The sequence below is a fragment of the uncultured Algibacter sp. genome (genome assembly GCF_963976535.1).
GTDB lineage: Bacteria > Bacteroidota > Bacteroidia > Flavobacteriales > Flavobacteriaceae > Algibacter_B.
In genome coordinates this window covers 23,440-43,362 of the sequence record NZ_CAXBLF010000028.1, presented here as the reverse complement: position 1 = coordinate 43,362, position 19,923 = coordinate 23,440, and the positions used below count along the sequence as shown (strand labels likewise).

18 protein-coding genes are annotated in these 19,923 nt (G+C 32.6%); 14 read left to right on the top strand and 4 right to left on the bottom strand.

What is annotated here, in order from left to right; genetic code table 11:
• Positions 1 to 146: 146 nt before the first annotated feature.
• From AAC024_RS09430 to AAC024_RS09385, 10 genes are all read left to right on the top strand, one after another.
• Positions 147 to 1,064 (top strand): geranylgeranylglycerol-phosphate geranylgeranyltransferase, encoded by a 918-nt coding sequence (locus AAC024_RS09430; protein WP_339895122.1) that lies wholly within the window; start codon positions 147 to 149, stop codon positions 1,062 to 1,064.
• Positions 1,064 to 1,657 carry a Maf-like protein gene (locus AAC024_RS09425; RefSeq protein ID WP_339895120.1) on the top strand — a complete coding sequence of 198 codons (594 nt, stop codon included), beginning with the start codon at positions 1,064 to 1,066 and terminating at the stop codon, positions 1,655 to 1,657. Before AAC024_RS09430 ends, AAC024_RS09425 begins: the two co-directional genes overlap by 1 nt.
• Positions 1,658 to 1,674: 17 nt before the next feature.
• On the top strand, positions 1,675 to 2,637 hold the full coding sequence (locus AAC024_RS09420; protein WP_339895118.1) for a septum formation inhibitor Maf: 963 nt from the start codon (positions 1,675 to 1,677) through the stop codon (positions 2,635 to 2,637).
• 55 nt (positions 2,638 to 2,692) lie between these two features.
• Positions 2,693 to 3,241, top strand: a complete 549-nt coding sequence (locus tag AAC024_RS09415; protein ID WP_339895117.1) for a mechanosensitive ion channel domain-containing protein — start codon at positions 2,693 to 2,695, stop codon at positions 3,239 to 3,241.
• A gap of 33 nt (positions 3,242 to 3,274) precedes the next feature.
• Complete coding sequence (corA, locus tag AAC024_RS09410) at positions 3,275 to 4,342, top strand: magnesium/cobalt transporter CorA (protein ID WP_339895115.1); 1,068 nt, start codon at positions 3,275 to 3,277, stop codon at positions 4,340 to 4,342.
• A gap of 511 nt (positions 4,343 to 4,853) precedes the next feature.
• Positions 4,854 to 7,379: a PIG-L family deacetylase gene (locus AAC024_RS09405; RefSeq protein ID WP_339895113.1), complete on the top strand. Its 2,526-nt coding sequence runs from the start codon at positions 4,854 to 4,856 to the stop codon at positions 7,377 to 7,379.
• A 114-nt stretch (positions 7,380 to 7,493) separates the two neighbouring features.
• On the top strand, positions 7,494 to 9,308 hold the full coding sequence (locus AAC024_RS09400; RefSeq protein ID WP_339895111.1) for a sodium:solute symporter: 1,815 nt from the start codon (positions 7,494 to 7,496) through the stop codon (positions 9,306 to 9,308).
• Positions 9,301 to 10,275: a Gfo/Idh/MocA family oxidoreductase gene (locus AAC024_RS09395; protein ID WP_339895110.1), complete on the top strand. Its 975-nt coding sequence runs from the start codon at positions 9,301 to 9,303 to the stop codon at positions 10,273 to 10,275. The genes AAC024_RS09400 and AAC024_RS09395 overlap by 8 nt, the downstream gene beginning before the upstream one ends.
• A gap of 111 nt (positions 10,276 to 10,386) precedes the next feature.
• A complete protein-coding gene (locus AAC024_RS09390) occupies positions 10,387 to 10,854 on the top strand; it encodes a hypothetical protein (RefSeq protein ID WP_339895108.1) in 468 nt (155 codons plus the stop codon).
• Positions 10,844 to 11,044 carry a helix-turn-helix transcriptional regulator gene (locus AAC024_RS09385; protein WP_339895106.1) on the top strand — a complete coding sequence of 67 codons (201 nt, stop codon included), beginning with the start codon at positions 10,844 to 10,846 and terminating at the stop codon, positions 11,042 to 11,044. Before AAC024_RS09390 ends, AAC024_RS09385 begins: the two co-directional genes overlap by 11 nt.
• A 221-nt stretch (positions 11,045 to 11,265) precedes the next feature.
• Here the strand turns inward: AAC024_RS09385 and AAC024_RS09380 are convergent, their stop codons facing one another.
• From AAC024_RS09380 to AAC024_RS09365, 4 genes are all read right to left on the bottom strand, one after another.
• Complete coding sequence (locus AAC024_RS09380; protein WP_339895104.1) at positions 11,266 to 11,805, bottom strand: hypothetical protein; 540 nt, start codon at positions 11,803 to 11,805, stop codon at positions 11,266 to 11,268.
• A gap of 171 nt (positions 11,806 to 11,976) precedes the next feature.
• The gene (locus AAC024_RS09375) at positions 11,977 to 13,215 is read right to left on the bottom strand and encodes a hypothetical protein (RefSeq protein WP_339895103.1); all 1,239 of its coding nucleotides are present in this window, start codon (positions 13,213 to 13,215) and stop codon (positions 11,977 to 11,979) included.
• 42 nt (positions 13,216 to 13,257) lie between these two features.
• Positions 13,258 to 13,941 (bottom strand): helix-turn-helix domain-containing protein, encoded by a 684-nt coding sequence (locus AAC024_RS09370; RefSeq protein ID WP_339895101.1) that lies wholly within the window; start codon positions 13,939 to 13,941, stop codon positions 13,258 to 13,260.
• Between the two features lie 231 nt (positions 13,942 to 14,172).
• Positions 14,173 to 15,018 (bottom strand): DUF2911 domain-containing protein, encoded by an 846-nt coding sequence (locus tag AAC024_RS09365; RefSeq protein ID WP_339895099.1) that lies wholly within the window; start codon positions 15,016 to 15,018, stop codon positions 14,173 to 14,175.
• Positions 15,019 to 15,498: 480 nt separating this feature from the next.
• Here AAC024_RS09365 and AAC024_RS09360 point away from each other — a divergent pair, with 480 nt between their 5' ends.
• From AAC024_RS09360 to AAC024_RS09345, 4 genes are all read left to right on the top strand, one after another.
• A complete protein-coding gene (locus AAC024_RS09360) occupies positions 15,499 to 16,155 on the top strand; it encodes a TetR family transcriptional regulator C-terminal domain-containing protein (protein WP_339895098.1) in 657 nt (218 codons plus the stop codon).
• 6 nt (positions 16,156 to 16,161) lie between these two features.
• Positions 16,162 to 17,472 (top strand): AarF/ABC1/UbiB kinase family protein, encoded by a 1,311-nt coding sequence (locus tag AAC024_RS09355; RefSeq protein WP_339895097.1) that lies wholly within the window; start codon positions 16,162 to 16,164, stop codon positions 17,470 to 17,472.
• Entirely contained in the window at positions 17,472 to 18,104 is a 633-nt protein-coding gene (locus tag AAC024_RS09350; RefSeq protein ID WP_339895096.1) for a flavin reductase, read from the top strand. The genes AAC024_RS09355 and AAC024_RS09350 overlap by 1 nt, the downstream gene beginning before the upstream one ends.
• Before the next feature lie 333 nt (positions 18,105 to 18,437).
• Entirely contained in the window at positions 18,438 to 19,865 is a 1,428-nt protein-coding gene (locus tag AAC024_RS09345; protein WP_339895094.1) for an SDR family oxidoreductase, read from the top strand.
• Positions 19,866 to 19,923 lie beyond the last annotated feature (58 nt).

The window sequence follows — 19,923 nt, the reverse complement described above, 5'->3', positions numbered from 1 at the left end:
AAAGTTCAAGGAAAATGGAATGGTAATTACGGAGCTAAGTATGACTAAAATTAGTCTATAGTTTTCTGTCGCAGTTACAGGAAAGACGGTGAAATATTTGTCAATTCGTGATACATTTTAACTATTCACTCTTAACTTTCAACTAAATGCTTAGCATTCTAAACCTTATCCGCTGGAAAAATTTAATGATGATTGCATTAATGCAATTACTCATTAAATACGCGCTTTTGGAACCCTTTGGAGTACAAACTACTTTGAATAGTTTTGGTATTACACTTTTAATTATTGCTACCATTTGTATAGCAGCTGCAGGAAATATTATTAACGATATATATGATGTTGAAACCGATTTAGTAAACAAACCAGATACCGTTGTTATCAACAAATCTATTTCAGAAAAAACAGCATACAACCTATTTATAATACTTAATTTGGTTGGGGTTGGTGTTGGTTTTTATTTATCTCATTTGGTTGGTAAAGCGCCTTTTTTCTCATTATTCGTTATAATTTCTATATTACTTTATGTGTATGCATCTTATATAAAGCGCACACTTTTAATTGGTAATATTGTTATTTCTATGCTGGTTGGTTTAAGCGTAATTATTGTTGGAATATTTGAATTAATTCCTGTAATGACACCTTCAAACCAACAAACTCAAGTCCTTTTTTTTAAAGTAATTTTAGATTATGCTTTATTTGCATTCGCCATAAATTTATTAAGAGAAATAGCCAAAGACATTGAAGATATTGATGGCGACTACAAAGCTGGAATGAACACTTTACCTATTGTAATTGGACGAGAACGTGCTAAATATGTATTGACTGTTTTAAGTTTCTTTCCATTAGCAGGGATCATCGTTTATGTGATTTCAGATTTATACAAACACCCTATAGCTGTTGGCTATTTTTTACTATTTATTATTGGTCCGCTTATTTATGTAAGCATTAAAACCTTTAGCGCTTCAACAAAAAACGAGATGCATAACATTTGTAATATGTATAAATTAGTCATGCTTTTTGGGATGCTTTCCTTACTTTTATACAAGTACGTTATTCTTAGTTAATGCTAAACGAAAAACTTAAAAAACACCGAATCATTTTAGCTTCAGGATCTCCTAGAAGGCAAGCGTTTTTTAAAAATTTAGGACTTGATTTTGAAATTCAACTAAAGCCTGTTAAAGAAGAATACCCACCACGATTAACTCATTTTGAAATCAGTAATTATCTCGCTCAATTAAAAGCTTTACCATTTAAAAAAGAATTGCTACCAAATGATATTTTAATTACTAGCGACACTATTGTTTGGAACGACAACACTGCTTTGGGGAAACCTCGCAATGAAAATGAAGCATTCAGTATTTTAAAATCATTGAGTAATAAAACGCACGAGGTAATTACTTCAGTTTGCTTTACCACGACTAACTTTGAAAAAACACTTTATAATATTACAAAAGTAACCTTCAAAGATTTGTCTGATGAAGAAATTAACTTCTACATAAAAACCCATAAACCTTTTGATAAAGCTGGAGCTTACGGAATTCAAGAATGGATTGGACAAATTGGTGTTACAAAAATTGAAGGTTCCTATTTTAACGTTATGGGTTTACCTGTTCATCTTGTTTACAAAACGTTAAATGCCATTGCAGAAACATCTTAGAATTGTAAATTTATACAATGGAAATACTCAAGAAATTAAAAACAGTCATAAAAGCTGAAATTCGATTTTGGCTATTAGTTGGTTTGGTATTATTAATTGCATCATGCCAAAACAAGTCGGCATCCAATGGTTTGGTTGTGCATTCTAATTCAGAAATCGTAGAACAAGAAGTAATAGTAAAACATGAAACATCTTCTGAATTTAAAAAATATTGGTATGCAGGAGAAGCTGAAATTTCGTCTTACAAATTAGAGCAAGCCCGTTATGGCGAAATGCGAGAAGGAACAGCTGTTCTAATATATGTTACTGAAGATTTTCTTCCGAATATTCAAGTAAAAGCAGATCATCAAAATGCTAAAAACATTCCTATTTTAAAACTTAATGCTACTAAAAAATTCAATACTGGTGTTTATCCATATTCTATAATGCAGAGTACGTTCTACCCTGTTTCAAATAATAACCACGCAATAAAAGTATCAAGTTCTATTCAAGAATGGTGCGGCCATGTATATGCGCAACTCAATAACAAAGCACAATTTGAAATCATGTCGTACTCTTATTTTGAAGGGGAAGCAGATCAAAATTTCAAACTTGATAAAGCCATTTTGGAAAATGAATTATGGACAAAACTTCGCATCAACCCAAATTCATTGCCAACAGGGAATTTAAAAATAATTCCGTCTTTTGAATTTACCAGACTTAAACATAAAACTATAAAAGTTTACGAAGCCTCAGCCACTTTAACAGAAAACATATATTCCATCAATTATCCAGAATTAAACAGAACATTAACTATATCATTCAACCCAGAATTTCCTTTTGATATTTTAAGTTGGGAAGAAACTTTTAAAAGTGGTTTTGGATCAAATGCTAAAGTTTTAACCACCAAAGCCACAAGATTGAAAACTATTAAATCTCCTTATTGGCAAAAGAACAGTAATAAAGATGAAATACTTAGACAAACACTTAAATTAGATTAAATTTGCCCTTTGTTTGCATGCATATTTGAATAAAATCATCCATAACATTATGTTTTTGAATGTCATTAAAAATTATCAAAGTGAGTTAATTATATCTGGCATTGTGCTTATTTCGTTACTATTAATTAGGTTTATTATTCATTTTACAATTACCAAGGTAGCACGAAATAATGGCATCAATGAAGCTAGAATTAGACTTATTAGAAGATACATAACAGTAACTTTATTTCTAATAGCCGTACTTATTGAGTCTTTTGTTTTCGGAACAGAATTCAAAGAAATGGCAGTTGTTTTTTCATCTATTTTCGCTGTAATAGGTATTGGATTATTTGCCGTTTGGTCTATTTTAAGTAATATAACCTCCGGAATCATTATGTTTTTCAATTTTCCTTATAAAGTTGGCGATAAAATTGCCATACACGATAAAGATTTTCCAATCACTGCAATTATTGAAGATATCCGTGCATTCCAATTGCATTTACGTATTGAAAATGGCGATTTAGTAACCTACCCCAACAACCTCATGCTACAAAAAGCTGTAACACTTGTTGAAAAAGATGCCATTGATGACATTGTTGAAGATGACGGTGCTGATACTGTATAAATATTCCATATATTTAAAGTGTAATTTTTAGTAATGCCAAGAAAAAGAGTATACCGGTCAAAAAAGAAACTAGGACAAATTCCTGGTAGTGTTATTTATACGGGAGAGCGTTCCAAAGAAAAGCTTTTTATAGACGTTTTTGATTATACCAAAGAGTTTTGCACTGAAAAAGAGTTACAAACTGTTCAAGAAAGTTTTAAATATAAAGATACCGATTCTGTAACCTGGATAAATCTAAATGGTTTAAACCACGTAACTCAAATTGAAGCACTAGGCGAACATTACGATTTACACCCTTTGGTTTTAGAAGATATTGTAAACATTGCTCAACGTCCTAAAATTGATGAGCACGACGATTATCTTTTCGTCGTTCTAAAAATGTTGTATTATGATGCCAATGAGAAGATAGTTTCAGAACAAGTTAGTTTTGTTTTGGGTAAAAATTATGTGCTATCCTTTCAAGAATCAGAAGGCGATGTCTTTGATTCTGTTAGAAACCGTATACGTCAAGCAAAAGGACGTGTTCGCACCCTACAAACCGATTATTTACTTTATGTACTAATCGATGCTATAGTAGACCATTATTTTAGTGTCATAGAAATTTTAGGCGATAAAATTGAGGATTTCGAAACTGCCATATTTTCAGGTGATGTTGATGACGATATTAGTCAAAAAATTCAAAATTTAAAACGTGAAATCCTAAGAGTACGTCGCGCTATATTCCCGCTTCGCGAAGTTATAAGTCGTATTGAAAAAAACGAAAACAAACTTATTCTAAAAAAAACAATTACGTATTACAGAGATATTTACGACCATTTAATTCAAGTCTCTGAAAACATAGATATTTACCGCGAAATGATTTGGAGTTTAATGGATATGTACATGACAACCATTAGCAATAAAATGAATGAAGTCATGAAAGTGCTAACCATAATGGCTTCTATTTTTATTCCACTAACATTCATTGCAGGTATTTACGGTATGAATTTCGAGTACATCCCAGAGCTTCAATATAAATACTCTTACTTCATCCTTTGGGGGATTATGATTGTTTTGTTTATTGGTATGTTGTATTACTTCAGAAAGAAAAAGTGGCTGTAGATTTTAATATTGTCACTTCGAGTGTCCCGAATTTATTTCGGGATGTATCGAGAAGTTGGGCGTTACCACAAGGGTCGGGCTTTACGTTACAATCTTTTTAAAAAAGTCATTGCGAGGACGAAGGACGTGGCAATCTGTTAAACCCTATCTCCAAACCTAATTAATAGTTCATCAAGTTTTAAAAAGGATTTCCTCTGCAATCCCTAACGCAAATGGTAACTCTATTTCAACTATAGAAATGCAAATAGCAAGTCTAACTACAAATTTGACTTTATAAAAAAAATTAACTCACTTATCTCATTTTACGTCGAATATAAAACATTCAAACGTACCATATTCGCTTAGTTAGCAAAAATTAATAATATGAATCTAATCCAACCATATTATGAATTCATCTAAAGAAAATCAAATTAATCCCCCGCTACATATTATACCCAAGCGTTAAATAAAAACTAAAACCAGCATAATCGCTGGTTTCTTTTTTATATTTGATTTTAGCTAAACCAAAACCATGCAGAAACGCTTATTTTACTTATTTATAGGGCTTTTAACAATATCTATTTCACAAGCTCAAAAACCCAAAACACCTTCATCATCAGAGATCTACGAATCTATTCAAAAACTTAATTTTCTAGGTTCTGTTCTATATGTAGCAGCACATCCTGATGATGAAAATACCCGCTTAATAGCATACATGTCTAACCACGTTAAAGCAAGAACTGCATATTTATCGTTAACAAGAGGCGATGGCGGACAAAACCTAATCGGACCAGAAATTAGAGAACTTTTAGGGGTGATTAGAACACAAGAACTACTTGCTGCAAGACGTATCGATGGCGGCGAACAATTATTCACGAGAGCCAACGATTTTGGCTACTCAAAACACCCAGACGAAACTTTAAAAATATGGAATAAAGACCTAGTTTTAAGCGATGTTGTTCTAGCTATTAGAAAATTTAAACCAGATGTAATTATTAACAGGTTTGATCATAGAACACCAGGAAGCACGCACGGTCACCACACAAGTTCTGCCATGTTAAGTATGGAAGCTTTTGAACTCGCTAACGATAACTCCGCGTATCCAGCGCAACTAAAACAGACTGACCTGTGGCAACCGCAACGTTTATTTTATAACACAAGTTGGTGGCGATATGGTAGTAGAGAAAAATTTGATGACATTGACAAAAGCAATATGCTAAGTTTTGATATTGGCACATATTATCCGCTAAAAGGGATGAGCAATAACGAATTAGCGTCTTTAGCTAGTAGTCAACATTTATGTCAAGGGTATGGGAGATTATCTCAAAGAGGTTCACAACTGGAATATATTGAGTTTTTAAAAGGCGAACCACTTACTGATAATGCAACTATTTTTGCAGGTATAGATACTTCTTGGAATAGAGTAAAAGGAGGACAAGCTATCGGAGTCATATTAAATGACATTGAAAAGAACTTCAATTTTAGTAATCCTTCATCTCATGTCGCTCAATTAATTAAAGCCTATCAATTACTTCAAAATATTGAAGATAAACACTGGAAAAATCAAAAATCAAAAGCACTAAAGAACATCATCCAAATGTCTGCTGGTTTATATTTAGAGGCTTCTGCTGAATCTAATTGGGCAACTCAAGAAGAAAGTATAAACTTAGATATTGAGGTGCTCAATAGAAGCACACTTCCCATGACGCTGTTAAGCTTAAACAACGCGAATAATTTGAGGATTTCAAAAAATATTGATTTAAAAAACAATACAAGATTCACATTCAAAGAGGTATTAAAAGTTAGCGCCAATGAGCAACCAACTATGCCCTATTGGCTGAATGAAAAAGGAACATTAGGCATGTATAAGGTAGCAGACTCAAACCTTATTGGATTACCAGAAACACCAAGAACGCATAACATTGATTTCAATATTTTAATCAATAATGTACCATTTACTTTTACCAAGGCTATTGTTCAAAGGTTTTCAAAACCAGACAAAGGCGAATTATACCGTCCGTTTGAAATCATACCTGAAGCTTCAGCAAAAATTACTGAAAAGGTTATCATTTTAGATAGTGATCAACAACGTGATATTACTGTGGTTGTAAAAGCTGGTAGAGATAATTTGGAGGGCGATGTTGAAGTATGCCACCCTAATGATTGGAGTGTTTTTCCTAAAAAACAAAAAGTTTCTATTGCACATAAAGGAGAAGAACAAACGCTTATTTTTACTGTTATTCCTCCTAAAGAGCAAAGTGATGGGTTTATTGGCCCTATCGTTCACATCGGTGATAAAGATTACACAAAGGAATTGATTGAAATAGACTATGAGCATATTCCTTTTCAAACCGTATCGCTACCAAGCGAGAGTAAAATTGTTCGTCTAAATATTAAAAAACGAGGTGAAAACATTGCCTATATTAAAGGTGCTGGTGATGTTGTTCCAGAGAGTTTAGAACAGATTGGTTATCATGTTCGAGTATTGACACCAGAAGATATTAACGCTGAAACTCTAAGCAAATTTGATGCTGTAGTTGTAGGTATCAGAGCTTACAACATTATTGAAGATTTAAATTTCAAACAACAGCATTTGTTTGATTTTGTTGCAGAAGGTGGCAATATGATTGTGCAATATAATACCAGCCGTCGTGTTAAAGTTGATGATATTGCACCTTATGATTTAAAACTTTCTCAGGATAGAGTCACTGACGAAAATGCTGAAGTTCGTTTTTTAAATCCGAATCATGAAGTCCTTAACTTCCCTAATAAAATTACTCAAAAAGATTTTGAAGGATGGACTCAAGAACGTGGTTTGTATTTTCCAGATAGTTGGGGGCCTGAGTTCACTCCAATTCTATCTATGAATGATAAAGGTGAAACTGCTAAAGATGGCAGCTTACTAGTGGCAAAACATGGAAAAGGGTATTACATTTATACAGGTTTAAGTTTTTTTAGGGAATTTCCTGCTGGCGTTTCTGGTGCCTATCGCCTGTTCGCCAACATGCTATCTTTAGGGAAAAGCGAATTGAAACAAGATTCAAAGCTAAACGATTAATTATGAACAAGGACAAACCACCAAAACAACCTTGGCTTAGGCTATACTCTATTGTTTTAATAGCTAATTTGATCTATATTATTCTCTTTTACCTAATTACAAAATCCTTTTAAAATGACACAAAATTTAGACTGGATTGATTGGGTTGTTTTAATTTCTACATTACTAGCAATTGTTGGTTATGGTACATGGAAAACAAAAAACAGTAGCAATAGTGTTCAAGATTATGTTCGAGGAGGAAACACCTCAAAATGGTGGACTATTGGCTTATCAGTAATGGCTACACAAGCCAGTGCCATAACATTTTTATCAACTACAGGGCAAGCATTTTCAGACGGTATGGGCTTTGTCCAATTTTATTTTGGTTTACCTATAGCAATGGTTATTATATGCTTAGTTTTTATTCCTTTATATCATCGCTTAAAAGTCTATACGGCTTATGAGTTTTTAGAGAACCGATTTGACTTGAAAACCCGAAGTTTAGCTGCTATTTTATTTTTAATTCAACGTGGACTATCAGCTGGAATAACCATTTTTGCACCAGCCATCATCTTATCTGTAGTTTTAGGTTGGCCTATTATATACCTAAATATAACCATAGGTATATTAGTAATAATTTACACCGTATCTGGCGGAACTAAAGCGGTGACTGTAACCCAAAAGCAACAAATGTTGGTCATTTTTGCAGGGATGTTCACTGCATTATTTATCATTTTAGATTTAATCCCTGAGGACGTTTCATTTATAGAAGCTGTTGATATTGCTGGTGCAAGTGGCAGAATGGAAGTTCTTGATTTTTCTTTTGATTTAGAAAATAGATACACCGTTTGGTCAGGTTTAATTGGCGGAACTTTTCTAGCTTTAGCATATTTCGGAACCGATCAAAGTCAAGTTCAACGTTACTTATCAGGTAAATCCATGAAGGAAATGCAAATGGGTTTAATCTTCAATGGTATCCTAAAAGTGCCTATGCAATTCTTCATTTTGTTAGTTGGAATAATGGTTTTTGTGTTTTATCAATTTAATCAAGCGCCATTAAACTTTATAGATGCATCAACTGAATCCGTTTTAAAGTCTGAATATTCCCAACAATATGAAACACTTCAACAAAAACAAAATGTACTATTCCATAGAAAAAAAGAACTGAGTATTCAGTATTCTAAAAACAATGATGAGACTATAAAAACGAGTTTATTCCAATTGGATAGTATTGAGAAAACATACCGATTAGAATCAAAATATTTAATTAAAAAAGCTATTGATACCTCTTATGCATATAGCTATGATAAGCTCAGTACCGAATTATCAACTTTAAGTAAAACCGATGCTAATTATCAAATAAAGAAAACCGAATTAAATGATTTATATAAGGAATCTGCAAAGGATACAGCGACTAACGATAGAGATTATATGTTTATTTCGTTTATCCTTAAATATCTCCCTAAAGGCTTAATTGGGCTGCTTCTAGCGGTAATCCTTTCTGCAGCTATGTCGTCTACGGCATCGGAAATTAATGCTTTAGCAACCATAACATCTATTGATTTATATGGCAGAAATGTTAAAGATGAAAAAGATGAAAATCATATGGTTAAAATGACTAAAATTTTCACTTTAATCTGGGGTATAATTGCTATCATCATTGCTTGTTTTGCTAATCTTGCTGAAAATTTAATTCAACTTGTAAATATCATTGGCTCCATATTTTACGGAAACGTACTTGGTATTTTCTTATTAGCATTTTTCTTTAAATATGTTAAAGCGAATGCGGTTTTTGCGGCAGCGTTAATAACACAGTGCATTGTAATTATAGGTTGGTGGCTTGATTGGATGCCGTACTTATGGCTAAACCTTTTTGGTTGCGTTCTCGTTATTATTATTGCCTTTTTAATTCAACTTTTTAGTACAAATAAAAAAATAGTTCATGCATAAAACCATCAATTGGGGAATTATTGGTTTGGGTAATATCGCTCATAAATTTGCAACAGATTTACTAACTGTAGAAGGTGCAAAATTATATGCCGTAGCATCAAGAAATCAAGAAAAAGCGGATGTATTTGCCGCAAAATATAATGCGATAAAAGCTTATGATAGTTATGAAGCTTTAGCAAAAAATAAAAATATTGATGCCGTGTACATTGCTACACCGCATGCGCTTCATAAAGAAAACACTTTATTATGCCTAGATAATGGTATTGCGGTACTTTGTGAAAAACCATTCGCTATGGATAGCAATGAAGTACATGAAATGATTGCGAAAGCTAAAGAAAAAAACGTGCTACTCATGGAAGCGCTTTGGACCTACTTTCTACCTCATTACCAATACGTTTTAAAAGCCTTGGAAGATAAAATCTATGGCGATGTTTTAAAATTAGAAGCCGATTTTGGGTTTTACCGTGCTTTTGATAATTCATCAAGGTTGTTCAATAAATCTTTAGGTGGTGGGAGTTTATTGGATATTGGCATCTACCCTATTTTTGCTGCATTATCTACTTTAGGGATTCCTAAAAATATAGAAGCCAATGCAACTTATTATGAGAATGGTGCAGATTCATCTTGCGATATGGTTTTTGAATATGATAATAATGCAAAGGCTGTTTTAAAAAGCACTTTATTTGAAGATACGCCAACAGAAGCCATTTTTCATTGCGAAAGGGGCATCATAAAAATAAATTCTCAATTTCACGCACCTTCAACGGTTAACTTAATTCCTAATAAAGGCAATGCCGAAACTATAGATTTCAACTACAAAACGATTGGTTACAGTTACGAAGCCATTCATTTTAATGAATTACTTCGTCAAGGAAAAACCGAAAGTCATGTCATGTCTTTTGAGTTTAGTAAAGCTCTTATCAAAACTCTAGACGACGTTAAAAATCTCATCAATCTACATTATTAAATAATAAAAAGACTAGTTTTTATTACTTTATGTCGTTTTTATTTGTCTATATGTAAAGTTTGCTTTACTTTTGTTTTATTAATTATGTAAATAAATTTTAAAATCAAACAGATGAAAACAAATTATTTATTACCGCACACGTACAAAATCTGGGGTTGGATACTACTCATTCTTGGGATTTTTTCTGGAATATTTCTAATTATTATAGAATATGAAACGAATATACTTACCGTTCCTGTTATAGCTATTTATTCAGATCCATTTATTGGGGAAGCAGGTTTTTTTGAAATTATTGAGAATAGTATTTTAGATGAATTAGCTTCAATAGCCATTATAGTTGGAGGACTTATTGTTGGTTTTTCAAAAGAAAAAATTGAAGACGAGTTTATCTATAAGCTTAGAAAAGATTCTTTGGTTTGGGCAATCATTTTCAATTACTTTGTTCTAATATTAACGATTGTATTTATATACGATCTAACATTTTTCCATGTGTTAGTTTACAATATGTTTACACCGTTATTATTCTTTATAATTCGCTTTAATTTTTTAAAATTAAAATCTAGAAGTCATGAAGAATAGTATAAAAGTACAGCGCGCTATTCATGACATGACCCAAGCGGATTTAGCCGAAAAAATAGGTGTGAGCAGGCAAACCATAAACGCTATGGAAAAAAACAAATATGTACCATCAACGGTGCTTTCACTTAAAATCGCCAAACTCTTTAAAAAACCTGTTGAAGATATTTTTTTTCTGGAGGACAATGACTAATAGCATAGAACTTCCGTTCGCAAACAAGTGCGTTAACGATTGAAGCCCTTCGACTGAACTCAGGATAAACTTCATCCTTTTTTGCCATTAAAAGCAAAAAAGATATAGCGGAAAGCGTGACCTCCCGTCCCGATAGTTATCGGGAGTGGTAACGACCAAAAACAAAAAAACGTAACCCATCTTTCAGGCTACGTTTTTTACTTTTATTCTTATTTGATTGACTACAATATATCTCCATTGGAATTCACTTTAATCTTCTTCTTTAGTTTACCCTTTCCAATTTTAACCAGATACATTTTTTTTACTTTTTTATTAGTATTGTAGTACACATAATAATCTACATTTAACAATACCCATTCAGAATACGTTTTAAAAACAGTATCCCTTACAGCGTCTGGAAGCTTAACACTGGCATACTTTTCAATGGTATTTATAATTTTCCCTGTACGGTCATAACTCACGGCAATAGACACTTTATTCGTTTTAAAGATTGTTTTAAAAGGTTTGGATTCGCCTTTATATTTAGAATCAGATATAATATTAAATTGTGATACTTGTTTTTCTAGAGTGCTTACGTGTATAGCCATTGAGTTATCTAATACGTTGTCGAGATACTCTTTATTCAATGTTATTGGTGATGATTTTGCAGTACTAACAGACATATTATCTGCATTAAGTGCCATGCGTTCGGTGTTTAAGTTCTGTGAAAACCCAAAGTTGATGCTAACAGAAACTGCGAATAAAAATAGTAATGTTTTCATAATTCTATATGTTTAAAGATTAATAAATAATGTTTAAACAAATATGAAACAATAGAGCACACAGCACTTAACAGCTATGTTGCAAGTAATTTAAAGTTTTATTTAAAGGCTAAAGAACATAATTTGAAGTGTTTAAATTATGTTGAAAAAAGTAGTTTTATTTAGTATTGGCTAATCTTTAAATGTTGCAGGTTGACTATAATCACCCAAATCGAGTTTTTTAAGTAGTGCTAAAAATTCAGTTTTCGTACGCATACCTTTAAAAAAGTGGTCGTACTTTATTTTAAATAATTCAGAGTTATTTCTGCTATATGCTATTTCCAACCATTCCATGGCTTTATCATGCTCGCCAAGAAAAGCAAATTTCTCGGCTATCCAATATGCACTATGGTAAACATTAGCTTCTCCAGCATGATTAATATCCATATCGTTAAGCCATTTAAAAACGCCTTTAATACCCGAGGTTCCATAAACTTCTAGCATGGGTTTAAGATTTGCCTTACCAGCGAAATTTAAACTCCACCCCCTTTTTAGTTCTTCAATAGCCAAATCGTCCCTTCCCTGTTCTACGTAAGCTAAAAAAATCACCCAAGATGCCCATAAATCCTTTTTATCAATTTCTTTAGCCTTATTCGCTTCTTTTAATGCCAACTCATAGTCTCCCATCATTATATAACCTTCGGCAATGGTAATATAAGGATAAATAAATACAGGATCTATCTGTATAGCTTTATTTGCATACGACATACCTTTATTAAAATCGCCCTTTACATACATTAAATAGCGTCCATAAAACAAATTGGCAAAAGCATTTTTTGGATCTTTTTCTAGAGCCATTTTAAATTCCCTTTCAGCTTCAGCCCAGTTTCTTTCATATTCACCTTTAATGACGCCTAAAACCCGATGTGTTTCTGATAAATCACTACCTAATGCTATGGCTTTTAGAACATATTCTTTAGCTTTTAAATAATCTTCCTCCGAAGTCCTAGGCCAATTTCTAAACATAAAAGCCTCTGCAAGTCCAGAATATGCTAACGCAAATTCTGGGTCATGCACAATACTTTCCTTAAAGTATTTTTCTGCAATATCAAGATTTTCCGTGTCAAAATTGTACAAAAAATGCTTCCCTTTAAGGTATAGATTATAGGCATCTAGATTTTTAGTGGGTATTTTTCCAATTTGTTCAAGTTCATCAGGAGATAGCACAAGGTTTAATTCCTTAGCAATATCAATTGAAATCTCTTTTTCTAAATTGAAAATATCTTGAAATTCACGATTAAAATCCTTTGACCATAAATGGGTGTCACTTTTAGCATTGATAAGATGAACAATGATTTTGATTCTATCTTCATGTTTTTGAACACTTCCGTTAACCAAATAATCTACGCCCAAGGCATCGCCAATTTCCAATCCAGATAAGTTTGTACCGTCATACCTATCGGAAGACTGCCTTTATTTCACTGAAATACTTTTGATTTTAGATAACTGATTGATGATATCGTCTCGCATACCATCAGCGAAATATTGGTTGGTATTATCATCACTCAAATTCTTAAAAGGTAATACAGCAATGGACTTACTAAGCGTTTCTACGGCTTCTGAACTTGTTAAATCTCCTTCTTTAGAATTATTATATATGAAATAAAAAACCGCTATAATAAACAAACCTCCAAAAACAGCGATTATGGTATTTTTACGACTAAACGGATTACGGTTTTCAGCGTTTGAATCTTTTCTTATATGCAGAGGTTCTTTTAATTCAGATGATTTCTCTATACTATCACTGGAAATCTCTGAATTTCTATATTTTACTTCCCCTGGTGGGTAGCCATAATATTCGCTAAATCGTGTGTTGAAGTATGTAGGGCTACTAAACCCAACGCGGTAGGCGATCTCGGAAGCAGTGGCAACATTGTTTTGCAACATTTCCATGGCTTTTTCTAACCTATGTTCCCTAATAAATTGACTTGTTGATTTACCTGAAAGTGTATTCAGTTTTCGATGTAGTTGAGACCTGCTCACCCCTAGCGTTTCAGACAATTCGTTGACGCCAAATTGTTCGTTTTCAAGATTGGCTTCAATTAAATCAGTCACTTTTCTTATAAACTCATCATGCAAAGACGGTTGGTTAGACATTTAATATGATAATTTAATATTATAAAAGTTGCAATCATTCAATAGCACTAATATACAGAATTTAAACACAAAATATTTAGAACATATTGAAAATTATTCTGATAAGATAGTAGTCAATTTCATCAATTGTTTTCAAATGCGTACTAAACAAAAAAAACGTAACCAATCCCGCTAGCTATCGGGAGGTTACGTTTTTAATATCTAATAATCTAATGTTCTAAGAATTCTAAATTACATGGCTCCCCATTCTTTAAGAGACGCTTTATTCATATTAATATATGCAGAATTTCCAGCTTTTTCGGCACCAGCTAAAGATTTTTTAGCTATTTCAATAGCTGCTTTTTTATCTCCAGCTTTTGCATAAACTAAAGACTGCTGTCTTAATTGCCAAAATCCAGGTTTTTCTATCTTAGACATAGCAGCATCCATCCATTCCTTAGCCTTATTAATATCTTTTCCAGCTTCCAAATAGTAAACAGCGGCAGCATAATAATCTCTAGCTCCAGGACCACCCATTACTTTATCTATACCAGCAGAAACTAATTTATCCGTTGGCACTTCAAAAGGAACGGCTATGACTGTTTTGTCCCAAATTAAATCAAGCGTTGCACTATGCTCTTTAATATTATTAATATCTAAAGTTAAGGTCTCAACACTAAATGGGAGTTCCATAGGTTTAACTGTAGTTTTTGCAGCTACTTTACTAGCATCCCATTCTTGAGGTACACCGCTTCCTTTATAATCTGTGTAAAAATAAACCTCCCAAGTTTCAACCCCTGGTTTAGTAAATATAGCGTAAGTACCAGCCTCTAAAGTTTGTCCATTTACTGTAGCATCCGTACTAAAAGTAATTGACGTTCTAGCATTTGCGCCTGTTCGCCATATCTTATCAAAAGCCTCTAAACCACCAAATATTTTTCTTCCTTTAACTCCAGGTCTCGAATACTTAATCGTAATATCTGTTAACCCAACCTGCTGTTCTAATTTAGATGACGGACTTGGTTGGGGTGTTTCAATTTGAGCATTCACTGTGTAAACTGCTGTAAATGCTAACAAAATCAATAATAGTTTTTTCATTGTAATGTAGTTTTAAAAATACGTTTATGTTGGTATAAATTTACGCATCACAATTCCTTTTAATGTTAACAAAACCTTAAAATAAGATATTGTTAGTCGCTTAATATAAAATTTGGGCGTTACCACTCGGGATAGCTCCCGATAGCTATCGGGAGGTCGCGCTTTCGGTAGTCGCTTTTTTGTGTTGCATACCTGCCTGTCGGCAGACTGGGGTGGAACACAAAAAGAGCTTCAATCCCGATAGCTATCGGGACCAAATCTCTAACGCAAAACACAAACTTCAATGAAACAATACATCTATCTCCGAAACAATAAACACATTTACCATGATATTTTGTGGTTGTATCCAGTTGCAAATTTGTGAAGGATAAGTAGTGATGTTAAAACTATAAGCTAAGCCTATAGTGTTATTTAATTTTTTGTTTAACTTTTTTATATAATAATTAAACATTCTATATCTTTACCGTAAATTTATTCATTATGGCAACGAAAAAGTCAGTATCTAAAAACAACATTATCACTTTTTACATGGATTATGTGCTTGAGCATGACCATAATCCTAAAACAGTTTTTGCATTCTCCAAAATGAATAGTTTTGAAGAAGCATTATTCTACAAGTACTTTTCTTCTTTTGAAGCTATTGAAAAAAGCATTTTCGAAGCCTTTTTCGAGAATTCGCTTAATGCTTTAAATAAAACTGAAGATTATAAAATGTTCGATGCAAGAAACAAACTATTAAGTTTCTACTATACTTATTTTGAAAACCTTACGGCTAACAGAAGTTATGTAAAACATGTTTTAGATAAGTATAAAGGAGATATTAAAGGTTTAAAAGTTTTGTCTGGTTTAAAACATCATTTTACAGAATATATGAACTCGCTTGAAATTCAAATGTTAGATATCAAACAAGAACAACTTGAGAAGATTCAAGAAAGAGCCCTTAAAGAATCTGCATGGTTACAATTATTATTAACCATGAAATTTTGGTTGGATGATACCTCTGCGTCTTTTGAAAAGACTGATATTTTTATAGAAAAATCAGTCAATACAACCTTTGATGTATTAAACATTGCGCCTCTAAAAAGTGTTTTAGATTTAGGCAAGTTTTTATTCAAGGAAAAATTTAAAATGAACTAACAGAAGATGAAAACAATTGATAAAATACCGACATCTAAAATTCAACGCGCTACCAAATTGGTTTCTACAGGAGCCAAAGTTGGTGTGAACTATTTAAAATATTACGGTGATAAATTTGTAAATACTGAAGAAGAGGCTAAAGAGCGCCTAAATAAAAATAATGCAACAGATATTTACGACGGGCTAAAACAATTAAAAGGTAGTGCCTTAAAAGTGGCGCAAATGCTAAGCATGGAAAAAAGCATTTTACCACAGGCCTATGTTGAGAAATTCTCGCTAGCGCAATTTTCTGTACCACCCTTATCGCCACCTTTAGTTATAAAAACATTTAAAAAATATTTTGGAGATCATCCAAATGACATATTTGATACTTTTAACGCAACTTCTGTAAACGCTGCTAGCATCGGTCAGGTGCACATGGCAGAAAAGAATGGGAAAAAACTTGCTGTGAAAATCCAATATCCAGGAGTTGCGGAAAGTATCGCTTCAGATTTAGCTATGGTAAAACCTATAGCTATGAGTATGTTCAATATCAAAGGAAAAGATTCTGATAAATATTTCAAAGAAGTAGAAAACAAATTAGTTGAAGAAACTAATTATGTTTTAGAAATTGAACAGAGTAAAGAAATTGCTAAAGAATGCGCTCACATTCCTAACTTAATCTTTCCAAAATATTACGAAGAATACTCCTCTGAACGCATCATCACAATGGATTATATGGAAGGCGAACACCTTTCTGAATTCACCGCATATAATACAGACCAAGAAACATCAAACAAATTAGGGCAAGCCCTCTGGGATTTCTACATGTTCCAAATTCATAATTTAAGAAAAGTACATGCAGATCCGCACCCAGGCAACTTTTTAGTAAATGAGAAGGGAGAATTAATTGCGTTAGATTTTGGGTGTATGAAAACCATTCCTATGGAATTTTATACACCTTATTTCGAATTAGCAAAACCAGAAAACATTGACAATCAAGACTATTTTGCTAAGAAACTTTATGAGCTTGAAATTCTAAGAGACGACGATTCTAAAGAAGAATTAGCCTTCTTCACTGCTATGTTTCATGAAATGCTAAGCTTATTTACGCAACCTTTTCACCAAGAGGCTTTCGATTTTTCGGATGGTGAATTCTTCGGAAAAATTGCAGAATTAGGAGAACGTTATTCAAAAAGTGCAGATTTAAAAAAGATGAATGGTAACCGTGGTTCTAAGCACTTTATTTACATCAATAGAACCTTTTTTGGACTCTATAATTTAATGTTTGATCTAAAAGCTCAAGATATTAAAATCAATAATTACTTAAAATTATAATGACATACTTTAGCGAATCAGATATTCAGAATTTAGAACACCTCTACAAAATCAACTTAATTAATAGTTGTTCAGGGTATAAATCGGCTAATTTAATTGGTTCAAAATCTGAAGATGGTATAGAAAACGTTGCCGTATTTAGTTCGGTTACACATATTGGTTCAAGTCCCGCCATGTTGGGATTCTTTCTTAGACCAACTACAGTTATTAGAAACACTTATGAGAATATAAAAACCACAGGCTACTACACCATAAATCATATTCATAAAAGTATCACAAAAGATGCACATCATACATCAGCAAAGTATAACGATTCTATTTCAGAATTTGATGCAACAGATTTAGAATCAGAATTCAAACCTGATTTTTATGCTCCATTTGTTAAAGGAGCTCCTATTCAATTAGCGATGCAATTCGTTGAAGAATATGAAATCAAAGCAAATAACACTATTTTAGTCATTGGTAAAATAGTTGGTTTGTATATAAACGATAATCTAATTGAAAAAGATGGCTTTATCAACTTAGCGAAAGCTGAAGTTGCAGCTATAAATGGATTAGATGGTTATGCTATTCCAGACAGAAACTTGCGATTTGGCTACCAAAAACCTAAGGAGTTAGAAGTTAGAAGTTAGAAGTTAGAAGTTAGAAGTTAGAAGTTAGAAGTTAGAAAGATTGAAAAATAATCTTTGGAATATAAATAAATTACAGAAAATCGTGTCTCGATTCAATACACAGAATTGAACATTGTAATGCAGAATATAAAAATCAAATCGTTAAGAATTTTTGAAGCCTTGGAAAAAATTTAGACTTTATTTTTGGTTTTCTTCTATTTTTTCAGAAGAAAAATTCCTCATTTCAATATGATTTTTTGGTTCGTTTTGTATCAAGACAAAATGAACATAAAAAACAGAAAAATCTTTTTGGCTTGTGATAAAAATCGAATTTAAAAAAGACTATAGAAACAAATGAATATTCTCGTTACAGGAGCCACAGGCTATATCGGTAAACGCCTTATTCCCTTTTTATTAAATGAAGGGCATACTGTTATTTGTGTTGTTCGAGATAGGCTTAGAGCAGATAAAAGATATATTGAAGATGAGAATATTTTCGTAATTGAGGGTGATTTTTTAAAACCTGAAACACTAAAAAATATACCAAAAAACATTGATGTTGCATATTATTTAATTCACTCCATGTCTAACTCTACAACAGATTTTGAATCGCTTGAAGAACGATGTGCTATAAACTTCAAAAATTGTTTAGAAAACACCAAAGTTAAACAGGTTATATACTTAAGTGGTATTACCAATGAAGACGAGCTCTCCAAACATTTACAATCCAGAAAAAATGTAGAAGAAGTTTTAGCTTCAAAACATTATGCGCTTACTATTTTTAAAGCAGGAATAATAGTGGGCTCAGGTAGTTCTTCTTTCGAAATTATTAGAGATTTAGTTGAAAAGTTACCGTTTATGATTGCTCCAAAGTGGTTGAATACAAAAACGCAACCATTAGCCGTAAGAGATGTTTTAGCTTTTTTATCTAGAGCCGCGAATAATGAAACTGTTTTTAATAAAAGTTATGATGTTTTCGGACCCGAAATTCTAACCTATAAAGAAATGCTTTTACAATTTGCTGCGGTAAGAGGACTGAAACGTTATATTTTAACTGTCCCCGTAATGACACCAAAACTATCGTCATACTGGTTGTATTTTGTAACCTCCACATCTTATAAATTAGCAACATCTTTGGTAGATAGTATGGGTATTCAAATTGTAGGCAAACCGAGTCATATTAATGAAATTCTAAATGTAAACCCACTTACTTACAAACAAGCCGTAGCATTAGCCTTTGAAAAAATAGAACAAAATAGTATTGTGTCTAGTTGGAAAGACTCTATGGTAAGCAGTGGCACACTTCGAAACCAATTGCACAAATATGTAAATGTTCCAAAATTTGGTTGTTTTAAAGATTATAAAGAGCGCCCAGTAAAAGACATTGAAAGGACCATTAATAAAATTTGGGCCATTGGTGGTAATACAGGTTGGTATTATGGCACATTTTTATGGCGCATTCGCGGATATATCGACAAGCTTTTTGGAGGTATTGGTTTGCGACGAGGGCGAACAAGTCCAACTGAATTAGATGCTGGTGACGCCTTAGATTTTTGGCGTGTCATTTTTGCAGATAAAGCACAAAAAAAACTTTTATTATATGCAGAAATGCGTTTACCTGGTGAAGCTTGGTTAGAGTTTAAAATTGAAGACAATATGCTTAAACAAACAGCAACCTTTAGACCTCGTGGCCTTTGGGGAAGACTCTATTGGTATAGCGTATTACCTTTTCATGGGTTCATTTTTAGAGGTATGATTAATAAACTTGTGGAAGCCTCATAAATCATTCTTATAGTCCTATAAATTATTTTGTTTAACTTATTAAGTAATAAATTAAACA